Annotated in this window: 13 protein-coding genes; 3 read left to right on the top strand and 10 right to left on the bottom strand. The window is 57.9% G+C overall.

The genetic code is table 11. The annotated features are described in order from the left end of the window. Positions 1–27: 27 nt before the first annotated feature. The 3 genes from J2X72_RS20255 to J2X72_RS20245 all read right to left on the bottom strand — a co-directional run bounded on the left by J2X72_RS20255 (position 28) and on the right by J2X72_RS20245 (position 3,131). Positions 28–789 carry an ABC transporter permease gene (locus tag J2X72_RS20255; protein ID WP_183662905.1) on the bottom strand — a complete coding sequence of 254 codons (762 nt, stop codon included), beginning with the start codon at positions 787–789 and terminating at the stop codon, positions 28–30. After that, positions 786–1,712, bottom strand: coding sequence for an ABC transporter ATP-binding protein (locus J2X72_RS20250; protein WP_310074923.1), 927 nt, complete (start codon positions 1,710–1,712; stop codon positions 786–788). The genes J2X72_RS20255 and J2X72_RS20250 overlap by 4 nt, the downstream gene beginning before the upstream one ends. Positions 1,713–1,910: 198 nt before the next feature. Next, the gene (locus J2X72_RS20245) at positions 1,911–3,131 is read right to left on the bottom strand and encodes an MFS transporter (RefSeq protein WP_210003550.1); all 1,221 of its coding nucleotides are present in this window, start codon (positions 3,129–3,131) and stop codon (positions 1,911–1,913) included. 128 nt (positions 3,132–3,259) lie between these two features. Between J2X72_RS20245 and J2X72_RS20240 the strand changes: the two genes are divergently transcribed. Then, on the top strand, positions 3,260–4,087 hold the full coding sequence (locus tag J2X72_RS20240) for a helix-turn-helix transcriptional regulator (protein WP_310074919.1): 828 nt from the start codon (positions 3,260–3,262) through the stop codon (positions 4,085–4,087). Here J2X72_RS20240 and metH read toward each other — a convergent pair. Further along, a complete protein-coding gene (gene metH / locus J2X72_RS20235) occupies positions 4,072–7,848 on the bottom strand; it encodes a methionine synthase (RefSeq protein ID WP_310074917.1) in 3,777 nt (1,258 codons plus the stop codon). The genes J2X72_RS20240 and metH overlap by 16 nt on opposite strands. Before the next feature lie 186 nt (positions 7,849–8,034). Here metH and J2X72_RS20230 point away from each other — a divergent pair, with 186 nt between their 5' ends. Together J2X72_RS20230 and J2X72_RS20225 are read left to right on the top strand one after the other, a co-directional pair. Next, positions 8,035–8,472, top strand: a complete 438-nt coding sequence (locus J2X72_RS20230; RefSeq protein ID WP_310074913.1) for an antitoxin Xre/MbcA/ParS toxin-binding domain-containing protein — start codon at positions 8,035–8,037, stop codon at positions 8,470–8,472. Positions 8,473–8,514: 42 nt separating this feature from the next. Then, entirely contained in the window at positions 8,515–8,976 is a 462-nt protein-coding gene (locus J2X72_RS20225) for an RES family NAD+ phosphorylase (protein ID WP_310074910.1), read from the top strand. Between the two features lie 17 nt (positions 8,977–8,993). Here J2X72_RS20225 and J2X72_RS20220 read toward each other — a convergent pair whose 3' ends face one another. From J2X72_RS20220 to J2X72_RS20195, 6 genes are all read right to left on the bottom strand, one after another. Continuing rightward, positions 8,994–9,785, bottom strand: coding sequence for a heme ABC transporter ATP-binding protein (locus J2X72_RS20220; RefSeq protein WP_310074908.1), 792 nt, complete (start codon positions 9,783–9,785; stop codon positions 8,994–8,996). Positions 9,786–9,787: 2 nt separating this feature from the next. After that, positions 9,788–10,903: an iron ABC transporter permease gene (locus J2X72_RS20215; RefSeq protein ID WP_310074906.1), complete on the bottom strand. Its 1,116-nt coding sequence runs from the start codon at positions 10,901–10,903 to the stop codon at positions 9,788–9,790. Then, a complete protein-coding gene (locus tag J2X72_RS20210) occupies positions 10,900–11,778 on the bottom strand; it encodes an ABC transporter substrate-binding protein (RefSeq protein WP_310074904.1) in 879 nt (292 codons plus the stop codon). The genes J2X72_RS20215 and J2X72_RS20210 overlap by 4 nt, the downstream gene beginning before the upstream one ends. A gap of 9 nt (positions 11,779–11,787) precedes the next feature. Further along, complete coding sequence (locus J2X72_RS20205; RefSeq protein WP_310074902.1) at positions 11,788–12,846, bottom strand: ChuX/HutX family heme-like substrate-binding protein; 1,059 nt, start codon at positions 12,844–12,846, stop codon at positions 11,788–11,790. A 21-nt stretch (positions 12,847–12,867) separates the two neighbouring features. Further along, complete coding sequence (hemP, locus tag J2X72_RS20200; RefSeq protein ID WP_210003542.1) at positions 12,868–13,077, bottom strand: hemin uptake protein HemP; 210 nt, start codon at positions 13,075–13,077, stop codon at positions 12,868–12,870. Positions 13,078–13,375: 298 nt separating this feature from the next. After that, positions 13,376–14,323, bottom strand: a complete 948-nt coding sequence (locus J2X72_RS20195) for a substrate-binding domain-containing protein (RefSeq protein ID WP_210003541.1) — start codon at positions 14,321–14,323, stop codon at positions 13,376–13,378. Between the last annotated feature and the right edge of the window lie 58 nt (positions 14,324–14,381).

Here is a 14,381-nt window from a genome sequence, read left to right as displayed (position 1 = left end):
TCGAATTGTGACTCTTCCTGAAAGGCTCTAGCTCTTCAATCTATACCCTGTCGTGAAGATCCAGCGCAGGATCAGAATGCATGCGATGAGGAACAGTGCCGTCATGGCGAGGCTCGTGCCGATGTGCACGTCCGACAAGCCGAAGAAGCTCCAGCGGAAACCGCTGATCAGGTATACGACCGGGTTGAACAGCGTGACTTTTTGCCAGAAGGGCGGCAGCATTTCGATGGAATAAAAACTGCCGCCGAGGAAGGTCAGCGGCGTGATGATCATCAGCGGGACGAGCTGCAGTTTTTCGAAGCCGTCGGCCCAGATGCCGATGATGAAGCCGAACATGCTGAATGTAACTGCAGTCAGCACCAGGAAGAGCAGCATGACGAAGGGATGCTCGATCCGCAGCGGGACGAACAAGGCAGCCGTAGCCAGAATGATGACGCCTAGAATGATGGATTTGGTCGCTGCGGCCCCGACATAGGCGATGACGATCTCCAGATATGACACGGGTGCCGACAAGAGCTCGTAGATCGTTCCGACGAACTTTGGAAAATAGATGCCGAAGGAAGCGTTGGAGATGCTCTGCGTCAGAAGCGACAGCATGATCAGGCCGGGCACGATGAACGCCCCATAGCTGACCCCGCTGATTTCTGGAATGCGCCCGCCGATGGCCGAGCCGAAGACGACGAAGTACAGACTTGTGGAAACGACCGGTGAAATGACGCTCTGCATGATCGTGCGCCATGTGCGGTGCATTTCGAACAGGTAGATCGCCTTGATGGCATAGAGGTTCATTTGCGTTCCCTCACGAGATTCACGAAGATTTCTTCCAATGAGCTTTCTCGCGTCTGGATATCCTTGAAACGGACACCAGCCTTGTCGAGGTCTTTCAGCAAGGCCGTGATCCCGGTGCGGTCCTTCTGCGTATCGTAGTGATAGATGAGCTCGCAGCCGTCGGGCGACAGTTCGAGCTCATATTTGGACAGGGGTTCCGGTACCCCGTCACGCTTTTCCTGTAGAAACAGCCGCAGTTGCTTCCTGCCGAGCGAGCGCATCAGTTCAGCCTTCTCCTCGACCAGAATGATTTCGCCATGGCTGATGACGCCGATGCGATCGGCCATCTGCTGGGCTTCCTCAATGTAATGCGTGGTCAGAATGATGGTGACGCCGGATTCGCGCAGTGCCCGCACGACATTCCACATGTCGCGCCGAAGTTCGACATCGACCCCGGCCGTCGGTTCATCCAGAAACAGGATTTCCGGTTCGTGGGACAGCGCCTTCGCAATCATGACCCGGCGCTTCATGCCACCGGAAAGCGTCATGAGCTTCGAATCCTTCTTATCCCACAGCGAGAGTTCTTTCAGGATCTTTTCGATATGCGCCGGCTTGGCCGGCTTGCCGAAAAGACCGCGACTGAAACTGACCGTATTCCAGACCGTCTCGAAGGCGTCGGTCGTCAGTTCCTGTGGCACGAGGCCGATCTTGCTACGGGCGGCGCGATATTCCTTGATGATATCGTGGCCGTCGGCGAGGATCGTTCCCGACGTCGGATTGACGATACCGCAAATTGTCGAGATCAACGTGGTCTTGCCCGCGCCGTTTGGACCGAGCAGTGCGAAGATCTCGCCGTGTCGAATGTCGAGATTGATATTCTTCAGCGCTTCGAAACCGGTCGAGTAGGTTTTGTAAAGGCTGGAGACGGAGATAGCTGAGGACATGAATTTACCTGGAAAGGAATTTCGGTCTGGACGTATCTGGCGGAACAAATCTGAGGCGCAGGCGCGCCCTTGAGAATGGTGTTCCTTATATGGGGTTAGATATCGTTTTTCAAACCGGCATTCCTGACAATCGACGTCAGCAGCCTTGATAAAGGAGGACTGGCCAAAAAAGCCCGGGCGTGCCCGGGCCTTTGTCATTCAGGCCGTAGCCGGTTCCCCTCGGACTTCCCGCATACTTGGCAGGAAGATCGTCAGCAATCCAAGGAATGGCAGGTAGGAACAGATCATGTAAACATAGTCGATGCCCTTGGCATCGGCGACGAAGCCAAGTACCGCAGCGGCAATACCGGCCATGCCGAAGGCGAAGCCAAAGAAGATGCCGGCGATCATGCCGACCCGGCCGGGTACCAGTTCCTGTGCAAAAACCACGATCGCAGGAAAAGCGGACGAGAGGATGAAGCCGATGAAGACCGTCAGCACACCTGTCCACAACAGATTGGCGTAGGGCATCATCAACGTGAACGGCAAGACGCCAAGGATCGAGAACCAGATGACGGCCTTGGTGCCGATCTTGTCGCCGATTGGGCCGCCAAGAATAGTCCCGACAGCCGCCGCGCCGAGGAACAGGAACAGCATCATCTGCGATTGCTGTACCGAAATGCCGAATTTGTGGATGACATAGAATGTATAATAGCTGGAGATACTGGCAAGGTAGATGTTCTTCGTGAAGACAAGCAGCGTCAGGATCAGCAGCGATGTGATGACCTTTTTGCGTGGCAGCTTCAGTACCCTGCTGGCGGCTGGTTTGTTGGCGTTGGCGAGGCGATAGCGCTGGTACCAGTTGCCGACCTGATAAAGGATGATCATGCCGATCAGAGCGGCAGCGGAGAACCAGGCAATACTTTGCTGGCCGCGCGGCAGAACGATGAAGGCCGCGAGCAAGGGCCCGAGCGCCGTGCCGAAATTGCCGCCGACCTGAAAGAATGACTGTGCCAGGCCATGCCGCCCGCCCGACGCGAGACGGGCCACACGCGAGGATTCAGGGTGGAAGATCGACGAACCGATGCCAATGAAAGCAGCGCCGGCCAGCAACATGACATAATGCGTGGCGATGGAAAGCAAGCCCAGTCCAACCAGCGAAAAAGCCATGCCGACAGGCAGCGAATAGGGCATCGGTCGCTTGTCTGTATAGGTGCCGACGACCGGCTGCAGCAGCGAGGCGGTGACCTGGAATGTCAGCGTCAGAAAACCGATCTGCTTGAAATTGAGGCCATAGTTCTGTTTGAGCATCGGATAGATGGCTGCTAGCAGCGATTGCATCATGTCATTAAGAAAATGGCAGAAGCTGACGGCAAAAATGATGGCGAAGACAGTTGTTTCAGCGGAAGTCCGCTGAGCAGGCAAGGCAGTATCGGTCATGGTGTGCGTCCATCGAAGAAAGAGGGCGCACCGCCCAAGCGGTCACCCTTCCTGCGCAACTGATATACCTGTTGCGCGCATCCTGCTTTCGTGGTTTGGTCCAGTTCTTTCGAGCGTGGGCCAAAACAATGCGCTATCAGACATTTGCTGACCGGATTGCCGCGGGCCTTCGGCTCGAGGAGTTGCACAAGGTGCGGCTCGACTGGCTTGAGCAAGCCGAAGGCGACGTTTTTGCCTTGGCAACCGTTTATCCATCCGGGTTTCACATCCCCGATCATCATCACAGCCAATCGCAGCTCCTGCATGCCATCAGCGGCGTTGCCATGGTCACGACCAAGTTTGGCCGCTGGATGGTGCCGCCACATCATGCATTGTGGCTGCCTGCAGGGACGGAGCATGCGGTGGATATGCTGGGCGATGTCTCAATGCATTCAATCTACGTGCGACCAGACGCGGTGGCGGGGTTGAAACGGCATTTGCACGTGGTCGGGCTGACGCCCTTGATGGACAACCTGATCCGCGAGGCGGTGGCGGCGCCCGCCGACGTGCACGCCGATCCACGGACGACATTTGTCATGGGGTTGTTGCTGCACGAAATCCCCAACCTCCCGGAACGGCCACTCGGCCTGCCATTCCCCGAAGACCGCCGGCTGGCGGCGCTGTGCCGCGGGTTTCTTGAGGACCCCTCGCCCCATACAAATATCGACGACTGGTCGGATCGGCTGGGAATGAGCCGGCGTACTTTCACACGAACGTTTCGGCGCGAAACCGGGCTCAGCCTTTCAACATGGCGCCAGCAGGCTTGCCTTTTGTCTGCACTGCCCCGCCTGACAAAGGGTGAGGCGGTGACCAGCGTCGCGCTGGATCTCGGCTATAACAGCGTGCCGGCTTTCACGACCATGTTCAAGCGCATGCTCGGCGCGCCGCCACGGCACTATCTTCACTCGGCCGCCTGAACCCTTGGCCCCGGAACATAGTTGAGGATCGGCCCAAGCCAGCGCTCGACCTGCTCGACCGGCATTTGCTTGCGTTCCGCATAATCTTCCACCTGGTCACGCTCGACCTTGGCGACACCGAAATAATAGCTTTCCGGATGGCCGATGTAGATGCCCGACACCGACGAGCCGGGCCACATGGCGAAGCTCTCGGTCAGACGAACGTTGATCCTGGCTTCTGCGTCAAGAATGCGGAATAGCGTCTCTTTCTCGGTGTGGTCGGGCTGTGCCGGATAGCCCGGCGCCGGGCGGATACCGCGATAGGGCTCACCGATGAGCTCCTCCGGCGCAAGATGTTCATCAGGCGCATAGCCCCAGAATTCCTTGCGCACACGCTCATGCATCAACTCGGCAAAGGCCTCGGCAAACCGGTCTGCCAGCGCCTTGACGAGGATGGAGGAATAGTCGTCGTTGGCGCGTTCGAAGCGCTCGGCGATGGCGATTTCCTCAATACCGGCAGTGACAACGAAAGCCCCCATGTAGTCCTGAACGGTGCTGTCGACGGGCGCTACGAAATCGCCGAGTGCTACATTCGGCCTTCCATCACGCTTCGACAGTTGCTGGCGGAGCGTATAAAATGTAGCGAGTTCATCCTTGCGCGTTTCGTCCTTAAACACCCGAATGTCATCGCCGACTGTGCCAGCCGGCCAAAGGCCGATGACAGCTTTCGGGTTGAACCACTTCTCCGCGATGATTTTATCCAGCATCGCCTGCGCATCATTGAACAATTGCCGGGCAGCTTCGCCCTGCTTCTCGTCTCCGAGGATGGCGGGATAGCGGCCCTTCAATTCCCATGTCTGAAAGAAAGGCGTCCAGTCGATATAGCGTGCGATCTCGGCAAGATCGTAGTTCTCGAATACGCGCGTCCCGATGAAACTCGGCTTGGTGGGTTCATACGAACTCCAGTCGATCTTGTGCGCATTGGTGCGTGCCCTGGCCAATGGCAGGCGCTGCTTGTCGGCCTCGTTGCGGGCATGCGCGTCGGCGACTTTTATGTATTCGGCCTCGATCGCTTCGACGAAACCCGGCTTGGTTTCCTTCGACAGAAGGTTGGACACAACACCCACCGCACGGCTGGCATCGGTGACATAGATCGTCTGCCCCTTATTGTAGCGCGGGTTGATCTTGACAGCGGTGTGCACGCGGCTGGTCGTTGCGCCGCCGATCAGCAGTGGAACGTCAAAACCCTCGCGTTCCATCTCCGAGGCGACGTGCACCATCTCGTCGAGGGATGGGGTTATCAGGCCGGAAAGCCCGATAATATCGACATTCTGTTCGCGGGCCGTCTGCAGGATCTTGGTTGCGGGTACCATCACGCCGAGATCGATGATCTCGTAATTGTTGCAGGCCAGGACCACGCCAACGATGTTCTTGCCGATATCATGGACGTCGCCCTTGACGGTGGCCATCAGGACCTTGCCGGCGCTCTCACGTTCCCCCGTACCGCCATTGGCAAGCTTCTCTGCCTCCATGTAGGGCAACAGCAGGGCCACGGCCTGCTTCATGACTCGGGCGGATTTCACCACCTGCGGCAGGAACATCTTGCCGGCGCCGAACAGATCTCCGACGACGTTCATGCCGGCCATCAACGGCCCTTCGATCACATGCAGCGGGCGCTCAGCCTCTTTGCGCGCCTCTTCTGTATCGACATCGATGAATTCGGTAATGCCGTTGACCAATGCATGCTCGATGCGTTTGGCAACACTCCATTCACGCCATGCGAGATCGCGTTCGCGTGCTTCCTTGCCCGCGGAACCCTTGTAGCGCTCGGCAAGATCAAGCAGCCGCTCAGTCGCATCGTCGCGGCGGTTGAGCACCACGTCTTCGCAGGCTTCGCGCAGTTCCGGATCGATCGACTCATAGACCGCTAGCTGGCCTGCATTGACGATACCCATATCCATGCCGACCTGGATGGCATGATACAGGAACACGGCGTGCATCGCCTCACGCACCGGCTCGTTGCCCCGGAACGAGAAGGAGAGATTTGAGATGCCGCCGGAAATGTGCACATGCGGCAGGGTATCGACGATCTGTTTCGTCGCCTCGATGAAGGCGACGCCATAGCCATTATGCTCTTCGATACCGGTGGCAACCGCAAAGACGTTCGGATCGAAGATGATGTCTTCCGGCGGGAAGCCTGCCTCTTTTGTCAGGAGTTCATAGGCGCGGGTACAGATAGCAACTTTCCGCTCCAGCGTATCGGCCTGTCCGTCGGTGTCGAAGGCCATGACAACAACGGCCGCACCATAGGCGCGAACTTTCCTGGCGTGATCGACAAACGCCTGTTCGCCTTCCTTCATCGAGATCGAGTTGACCAGCGGCTTGCCCTGTACGCACTTCAGGCCCGCTTCGATGACGTCCCATTTCGAACTGTCGATCATCACCGGAACGCGGGCTATATCGGGTTCTGCCGCGATCAGGTTCAAAAATTCGACCATGGCCTTTTCGCTGTCGATCAGACCCTCATCCATGTTGACGTCGATGATCTGCGCGCCATTCGCCACCTGATCGCGTGCCACATCCAACGCCGTGGCGAAATCGCCGGCGGTGATGAGCTTGCGGAACTTCGCCGAGCCAGTGATGTTGGTGCGCTCACCGACGTTGACGAAGGGAATATCCTTGGTCAGCGTGAAAGGTTCGAGTCCCGACAGGCGCATATGCGTTTCCGTCTCGGGGATCTCACGCGGTTTGTATTTGCCGACTGCTTCGGCAATTGCCTTGATATGCTCCGGGGTGGAACCGCAGCAGCCGCCGACGATATTGAGCAGGCCTTCGCTGGCGAAACCTTCAAGCTGCGCTGCCATCGCTTGCGGGCTTTCGTCGTACTGGCCGAATTCGTTGGGCAGGCCCGCATTGGGATAGGCGCAGACGAACGTATCCGCGACGCTGGAAATCTCGGCGAGGTGCGCACGCATGGCATTGGCGCCAAGGGCACAGTTCAAACCGATGGTGAAAGGCTTGGCGTGACGGACGGAATGCCAGAAGGCAGTCGGCGTCTGGCCGGAAAGCGTGCGGCCGGACAGGTCGGTGATGGTGCCGGAGATCATCACCGGAAGGGTAATGCCCTTCTCGTCGAACACTTCGTTCGTGGCGAAGATTGCTGCCTTGGCATTAAGCGTGTCGAAGATGGTCTCGATGAGGATGATGTCCGCGCCGCCATCGATGAGACCGCGCACCTGATCCGCATAGGCCGTGCGCAGGTCGTCGAAAGTGACTGCGCGATAGCCGGGATTGTTGACGTCAGGCGAAATCGATGCGGTGCGGTTTGTCGGGCCGAGCGCACCGGCGACAAACCTGCGACGGCCATCCTTCTGCTCGGCTTTCAATGCGGCACGGCGGGCGAGCCGCGCACCATCGCGGTTTAGCTCGTACACGACCTCTTCCATGCTATAGTCAGCTTGGGCGATCGTGGTGGAGGAAAATGTGTTGGTCTCAAGGATGTCGGCGCCCGCCATGGCGTAGGCGTAGTGTATATCTTCGATGGCTTGCGGCTGCGTCAGGATCAGGAGATCGTTGTTGCCCTGCAGGTGACAGGAACAATCCGCAAAGCGATCGCCACGAAAGTCATCTTCGTTGAGGCCAAGGCCCTGAATCTGCGTACCCATGGCGCCGTCGAGAATCAGGATCCGTTCTTTCGCCGCCTTGGTCAAAGCTGCAAAAACTTCGGAGCCGTCCCGAGGAGCACCCATGGGACCGAACAGATTGTCAACCGCAATATTCATAGCTTGGCACGCCTCATGATCCATGATCTGGATGAGCGTTAAGGTCACATAAAGATATCTTTATGTCAACAAGTCAATTCTGTTGGCGGCATGATATGTCGCAGTTGCAGTGCTCGCGCCGACTTGAAAAACGGCAATATGCCGCTTATATTCGAGCAAGTTGCCGTTAAGGATTGGAGCACGTCGATGTCAAAAGTCATTGTCGAGGAAGTTGCGCGAAAGCTTGGTGGGACGCCGGTGCTCGGATCCGAAGTTCGTTCGCAGGCGGATCTCGCCATGGCTGTCCGTAACCGTTTGCCTTTGAGTGCTCTCAAGGGCTTGAGCCTTGCCGGATTGACCAATCAGGAAATCGAGCAATTCGTCATTCCTCAGCGAACAAGGCGGCACCGCGCCGACAAGAAGCAGCCGCTGACTGTTGACGAGTCCGACAGGACAGTCCGTTTGATGCGTATCCAGACACTGGCCGAAGAAACGTTTGGGGACAAGGAAAAGGCCAATCGCTGGTTGCGTCGAACGCTGGCCGAACTCGGCGGCGAAACCCCGCTTGTGATCGCACAGACCGAAGCTGGCGCCCGCGTCATCGAAACCATCCTTGGCAAGATCGCCTGGGGTGCAGCCGTCTAGAGCCCTTTTTGCAATGATATTGACGCATTGCAGGAGGCTCTGATGCGGCTTTGGCGGTTATCCGGCAAACAGCATGCGGAGGCTTTTGACGGCGGCTACGGACTGTTATTCGACGGCCGCTGGAACAGCGTCGGCCATGCGGTGACCTACTGCGCGACGTCGCCTGCCCTTTGCGTCCTTGAAAAGCTGGTTCATGTCGAAGATCCGGCACTTTTGCCGGAGCTCGTCATGGTGACCTATGAAGCGCCGGACAATGTTCCGGTCGAGAACATTGCAGTTCAATCTTTACCGTCAGACTGGCGCCGGCAGGAGGGCCTGACCCAAGGGATGGGCGATGATTGGCACAAGGCCAGGACATCGCCGGTGCTGATGGTACCGTCAGCGATTGTTCCTATTGCCGGTTCGCCCGATATCAACGTGCTGATCAATCATTCGCACCGGCTGGCGGCGGAGATCAAAGTTCTCACATTGGAACCGTTCACGCTCGACCCGCGACTTTTATAGACGGGCAACGATAAAGGTCACATCGCTGCCGACTGTGGCAGGACAAAAGGCACATGCGTGTCTGGCAAGGCGCCGACTTTCAACGCACACTCATAGACGCGCAGGATACGGTCGTCTGTAAGGACCTCCGCGGGCGTGCCCACGCTATCGATACGGCCATCGTGCATGACCACGACGCGATCCGCATACATCGAGGTCAGGTTGAGGTCATGCAGGATGGCAATCACGCCACCGCCACGCGTGGCAAAGGCCCGGGCGATCTGCATGATGATAAGCTGATGCTTGATATCAAGGCTGGAGACGGGCTCGTCGAGGAACAGAAAGCGTGGCTGGCCATCGAGAACGGGCTGCCAGACCTGACAGAGAACACGCGCGAGTTGTACGCGTTGCTGTTCGCCTCCGGAAAGCTCCTGGTAGAAACGGCCGCCAAAGCCGGCTAGATCGACGAGGGACAGCGCCTCGTCCGGAAGGTTGTCGGCAACATGATGCGTCGCGCCGGAACGGCCGCTGGTCAGACCGAGCCTGACGATTTCGCGAACGGTGAATGGAAAGGACAGCGAGGTCGATTGCGGCAGGATCGCCCGCATGGCGGCCGTCTGCCATGGTTTCAGATGGCTGAGCGAGTGTCCATTGATCGTTATGCGGCCGGTGAAAGGCAGGTCGCCGGAAAGCGCACGCATCAGCGTCGTCTTGCCTGAACCGTTGGGGCCAACGATAACAGTCAGCTCCCCCGCCTGAGCATCGAAACTTGCCTCTTTGACAATGGCCTTGCGTCCAAGCACGACGCTGACGTTGGAAAGGCTGATCATGATCAAAGATCCACAATGCCGCGACGGCGCAGCAGTATCCAGAGGAAGAATGGCGCACCGACGACTGCCGTAACGATGCCAATCGGCAATTCCGAAGGGGCGACGATGGTGCGGCTAACGGCGTCCGCAAGCAGCAGCAGGCTTGCACCCAAGAGCGCCGACGCCGGGAGCAGATAGCGATGGTCCGGCCCAATGACCAGCCGAAGCAGATGCGGCACGACAACGCCGACGAAGCCGATGCCACCGCTGACGGCTACAGAGGCACCGGTTGCGGCAGCGACCACTATGATGGCCACGCGCTTGAAACGCTGGACAGGAATGCCGAGGTGGCTTGCCGAGGCTTCACCAAGTGCGAGGGCATTGAGGCCGCGCCCAAGAAAGGGAAAAACGAGCAGCGCCAATACGATAAAGGGACCAGCCGTAGACACCTTGGCCCAATTGGAACCGGCGAGTGATCCCAGTGTCCAGAACGTGAGATCGCGCAACTGCCGGTCATCGGCAAGAAACGTCAGGAGGCCGATATACGCCATGGCCATGGCGCCAAGTGCAATACCGGCCAGGAGCATCGTCGCGATGGAGGTTTGACCGCGCCGCGTGGCAACGCCATAGAGAATGAGCGTAAAAACCAGGGCGCCGACAAAGGCGGCAACCGGCAGGGCAAATATACTGAAAGTCGCAATAAAGGGTGCCAGCACCGTTCCACCAAGGACAATGACGCTGACGGCTCCAAGTCCCGCACCCGCGGAGACGCCGACAATACCGGGATCCGCAAGCGGATTGCGAAACAAGCCCTGCATCACGGCGCCGGACACGGCAAGCGACGCTCCGATCATCGCGCCAAGAACAATGCGCGGCAACCTTATATCCCAGATGATGATGCTGTCGCGCAGGGAAAGGACATTACCGTCACTGCTCGCGCCTGGAACCAAAGCGCTGACAACAGATATGACCGAGGCGTCGGACGCGCCGGCGGCAAGACTGAACAGCATCGTCGCCAGCAGAGCAAAGGCCAGTGCGACGATGACGCACCTGGCCAGGAATGAACGGTCGCCATCCGGATGGGCCTTGCTTCGCCCGGACCGGAGGGCGGCAGGTCGCGTCAAGACAGTCTCGCTCATTGGCTCGCTTCAGATCCGTAGAATGCCTTGGCCAGATCGTGCACCGCTTGTGCCGTTCGCGGCCCGAAGCCGAGCAGATACTGTCCGCCCATGCGCACGATGTTCTTTGTCTGACCGGCAGGCGTCGCGGCAATTGCCTCATTGGCTAGAAGCTCGGCGTCACTAATAGCGCGCGGACCATGGACATCCATCACGAGAATGACATCCGGCTGTGCCGTGAGGATGGCTTCCTCTGTCATTGTCTTGTAGCCGGAATATCCAGTGACGACGTTGTCGCCGCCTGCAAGTTCGATAATGCCGTCAGCCGCCGTCCTGGTGCCCGCCGCCATGATCTTTCCACCCGCGGCGCTGAGGACGAAGAGCACACGTTTACGCGTCTTGACATCTTTGGTTTCGGCTTTCGCCGCGGCCAATTCCTTCTCGACTTTGGCCGATAGCTTCTCGGCCTTGTCATCGACGCCGAGTGCCTTGCCGACAATCCGGATTTTTTCCGACACGCTTTCGGCGGTGTAGTTTTCCGGAACGAACACGAAAGGTACGCTGGCTTTTTTCAACACGTCGATAGCTTCACGCGGGCCCGAACCCTCAACAGCAATGATCGCAGTCGGGTTGATCGACAGGACGCCTTCCGGCGACAACGCACGCATATATCCGACGTCAGGAAGCTTGCGTGCAGCTTCGGGAAAAACGCTGGTGGTGTCGCGACCGACCAACCGCCCCTCTTCACCCAGATCATAGATGATTTCGGTGATCGACCCGCCGATCGACACTACGCGGCTTGGATCGGGAATGGGACCGGAAATCTCTTCTGCCATCGCAACGGTCGATAGCGCTAGAATGCCGAGCACTGCCGCTATGAGCGGGAATTTTGTCATTGTGATTTCCTAGGCCGCAGCACGCATGAGACGTGGCAGCGCTTCGACGAGCTGACGCCAGTCGCCACGTTCCCCGGATCCCTCATGGCGCTTACCGAAAAACTGGACGATCATGTCGCCCTCCACGCCATAAGCCTCAAGCGAAGTGACATGCCCGTCTTTGGTAGGCTTGCGCACGGCCCACAATTCCGCGATGTGATCAGTGCGCAGGTGCATATGAAAGGTTTCGTCGAGGATGTTTATCCACGGACCCATCGGCTTCACGTTGTAAATGGGTCCCGAATGAATCTGGATGCAGCCGCGATTGCCGATAAAGCACATGATCGGCAGCTGCTCTTGCGCTGCATCGTGCATCATCGCGGTCAATGCAGCCGTATCGAGTTGCCACGCGTAGTCCTGTCCGATCACCTGCACAGCCTGATGGCGGGTCATATTCAGCGAACGCAGGATGCCGAAAAATTCGTGTACATCCTTCATCTGGGTCCAGCGGTCGCGCAAGCCGGTCGCGTCCAGTTCTTCAAGCTCTGCGGTTTTTTCCTCCGGCTTCGGCAAGGCTGTCAGTTGCACGGACTGTGACTGATCATCAAGACGAAGTTTGGCTACGAGAGCTTGATAGGCTTCCAGATTGGAGGCTGGGCGAAGGTGGATCTTGTGGATGGCCTCGCCGGCCGCGTCGAAAAATTGCAGGCTGCGGCGCACCTCTTCGCCGTCCCGCTTTTCGACGGCAAAGCCATGGGCCCAGGCATTGGGAAAAAGCCGCATATCGATCTGCTCGCCGAGCAACATAGAGGCGTGCTTGCCGACGATCGGCTTGTCGTAGACGCCTATCTTCTCATGCACGGCGCTTTCGTTGCGGGTGAGTGCCATCACTTCGCCGAGCGCTTCGATTTCGCTCAGAAAGGTTTCGATGTGCGGGTTGATGCGAACGACATTGATCCCGCAGAAGGCTGCCACCAGGTCGGCTTCCGAGATCTGCAGTTGCAGCGCGAGGTCGCGCTCGCGCGTTTTCGGGTTGTCCGCCCGCGCCTGCCGAATTGCCTCGGGTGTTGGTTTTACTGCGTCAGTCATGTTTCTAGCCTGTGATGGGAACTATTTATTCAGGATCAGTTTGCCTTGCCGGGTGATTTTGAGCCGGTAGAGTGAGCCAGCGTGTTCAATACCAACCTCATTGGTACCGTCGAAAAGGATGTCGCTACCGTAGACGCGGATATCCTTTTGTATCGGCACGGAAAAATTGGCGCGGACCGGCGTCGTATCGGGGAGACGCACCTGCATATCGATGATTTGACGAGGGGACATGGCGGCGGGCCTTTTCTGTTCCTTTTGTCCGGGACAACGCTGCTCACATTATCCCTCCTATTTAAACTTGACTATGGAGTTCATCTTTATTACTCACCTAAATAGGAGTCAATGAGTCAAGTTAAAAAAGACCTGGCAATTTGCAGCAAGCATCGGCCATAGCATGACCGCTGCTACAGCCATATTCCTGCTTGCCGCAACAGGGTGGCGTCGGGGTTAGAGTTCCCCCGGCGCCAACCCTGACCAAACAAAAGGGCCCTTGCGGGCCCTTTCTATACAGTGGGATATGCGTCTCAGATCAGAAGGGCGAATCCGGGAAGTAGAACTCCTTGGCGTTATCCTTGGTGACCAGTGTGGCATCGAGGATGTATTTGCCGCGCACAGGAACCTGGTCGTAGAAGTTTGCAACCGTGAGTTCCATTGCCGTCGCAATCATCGAAGGCGGATAGAGCACGTTGATCGGTGTCATTGCATCGCCGTCGGCAACGCGCTTGATCATGTCCTTCATGCCGGCACCGCCGATGACCATCTTAATGTCGGTACGCTTTGCCTGATTGATGGCCTCGAGCACGCCGACCGCCATATCGTCATCCTGGCACCATACGGCGTCGATCTTTGGAAACTTGGTCAGGTAGTCCTGCATGATCTTGAAGGCATCATCGCGTGACCAGTTACCGAATTGCTTGTCAAGAACCTTGATGCCGCTGCCGGCGATTGCATCGTCAAAACCCTTCTGGCGCTCTTCGTCGATGACGATCGGCAGACCGCGGATAACAGCGACGTCACCAGTCTTCAGCGTGTCCTTGAGGTACTCGCCAGCGACGCGGCCGAGCTCCGGATTGTTACCAGCAACGTAGAGATCCTGAATCGTCGGATCGGACAGAGCGCGGTCAACCACGGTGACGAACACGCCCTTTTCCTTGACTTGACGCAGCGGATCGGTCAGTTCGTCGGAATTGTGCGGCAGCGTAACGAGCGCATCGATGCCCTGCGTGGTCAGATCTTCCAGTGCATTCGCCTGCGATGCACCATCCGGCGAAGTCTTGATGGTAATCTTGAGGCCCGGATGCGCAGCTTCAAGAAGCTTGGCAGCCCGTTCGGCGTGATAGACAACGCCGCCTGTCCAGCCATGATCCGCCGCCGGAATGGAGACGGCGATGTTGACCTCTTTTTTGTCCTGAGCGTAGGCGAAGGTCATGGTCGAAGCGAGCGCCGCCCCGGCAAGACCGATCAAAAGTTTACGCATTTGGTTTCTCCCAATTTTAGCTCGGGCCGTGATTGCGGCTCGGTGGGTGGCCCTGTTC

The sequence above is a fragment of the Phyllobacterium sp. 1468 genome (genome assembly GCF_031455525.1).
Taxonomy (GTDB): domain Bacteria; phylum Pseudomonadota; class Alphaproteobacteria; order Rhizobiales; family Rhizobiaceae; genus Phyllobacterium.
This window is presented reverse-complemented; position numbering and strand designations above follow the sequence as displayed.

What these genes read in the sequence shown, in the direction of transcription:
- J2X72_RS20215 (WP_310074906.1), bottom strand. Translation starts at nt 10,903, where the DNA reads ATGAGCGAGACTGTCTTGACGCGACCTGCCGCCCTCCGGTCCGGGCGA.
- J2X72_RS20245 (WP_210003550.1), bottom strand. Translation starts at nt 3,131, where the DNA reads ATGACCGATACTGCCTTGCCTGCTCAGCGGACTTCCGCTGAAACAACT.
- J2X72_RS20225 (WP_310074910.1), top strand. Translation starts at nt 8,515, where the DNA reads ATGCGGCTTTGGCGGTTATCCGGCAAACAGCATGCGGAGGCTTTTGAC.
- J2X72_RS20220 (WP_310074908.1), bottom strand. Translation starts at nt 9,785, where the DNA reads ATGATCAGCCTTTCCAACGTCAGCGTCGTGCTTGGACGCAAGGCCATT.
- metH (WP_310074917.1), bottom strand. Translation starts at nt 7,848, where the DNA reads ATGAATATTGCGGTTGACAATCTGTTCGGTCCCATGGGTGCTCCTCGG.
- J2X72_RS20230 (WP_310074913.1), top strand. Translation starts at nt 8,035, where the DNA reads ATGTCAAAAGTCATTGTCGAGGAAGTTGCGCGAAAGCTTGGTGGGACG.
- J2X72_RS20195 (WP_210003541.1), bottom strand. Translation starts at nt 14,323, where the DNA reads ATGCGTAAACTTTTGATCGGTCTTGCCGGGGCGGCGCTCGCTTCGACC.
- J2X72_RS20205 (WP_310074902.1), bottom strand. Translation starts at nt 12,846, where the DNA reads ATGACTGACGCAGTAAAACCAACACCCGAGGCAATTCGGCAGGCGCGG.
- J2X72_RS20240 (WP_310074919.1), top strand. Translation starts at nt 3,260, where the DNA reads ATGCGCTATCAGACATTTGCTGACCGGATTGCCGCGGGCCTTCGGCTC.
- J2X72_RS20250 (WP_310074923.1), bottom strand. Translation starts at nt 1,712, where the DNA reads ATGTCCTCAGCTATCTCCGTCTCCAGCCTTTACAAAACCTACTCGACC.
- hemP (WP_210003542.1), bottom strand. Translation starts at nt 13,077, where the DNA reads ATGTCCCCTCGTCAAATCATCGATATGCAGGTGCGTCTCCCCGATACG.
- J2X72_RS20255 (WP_183662905.1), bottom strand. Translation starts at nt 789, where the DNA reads ATGAACCTCTATGCCATCAAGGCGATCTACCTGTTCGAAATGCACCGC.
- J2X72_RS20210 (WP_310074904.1), bottom strand. Translation starts at nt 11,778, where the DNA reads ATGACAAAATTCCCGCTCATAGCGGCAGTGCTCGGCATTCTAGCGCTA.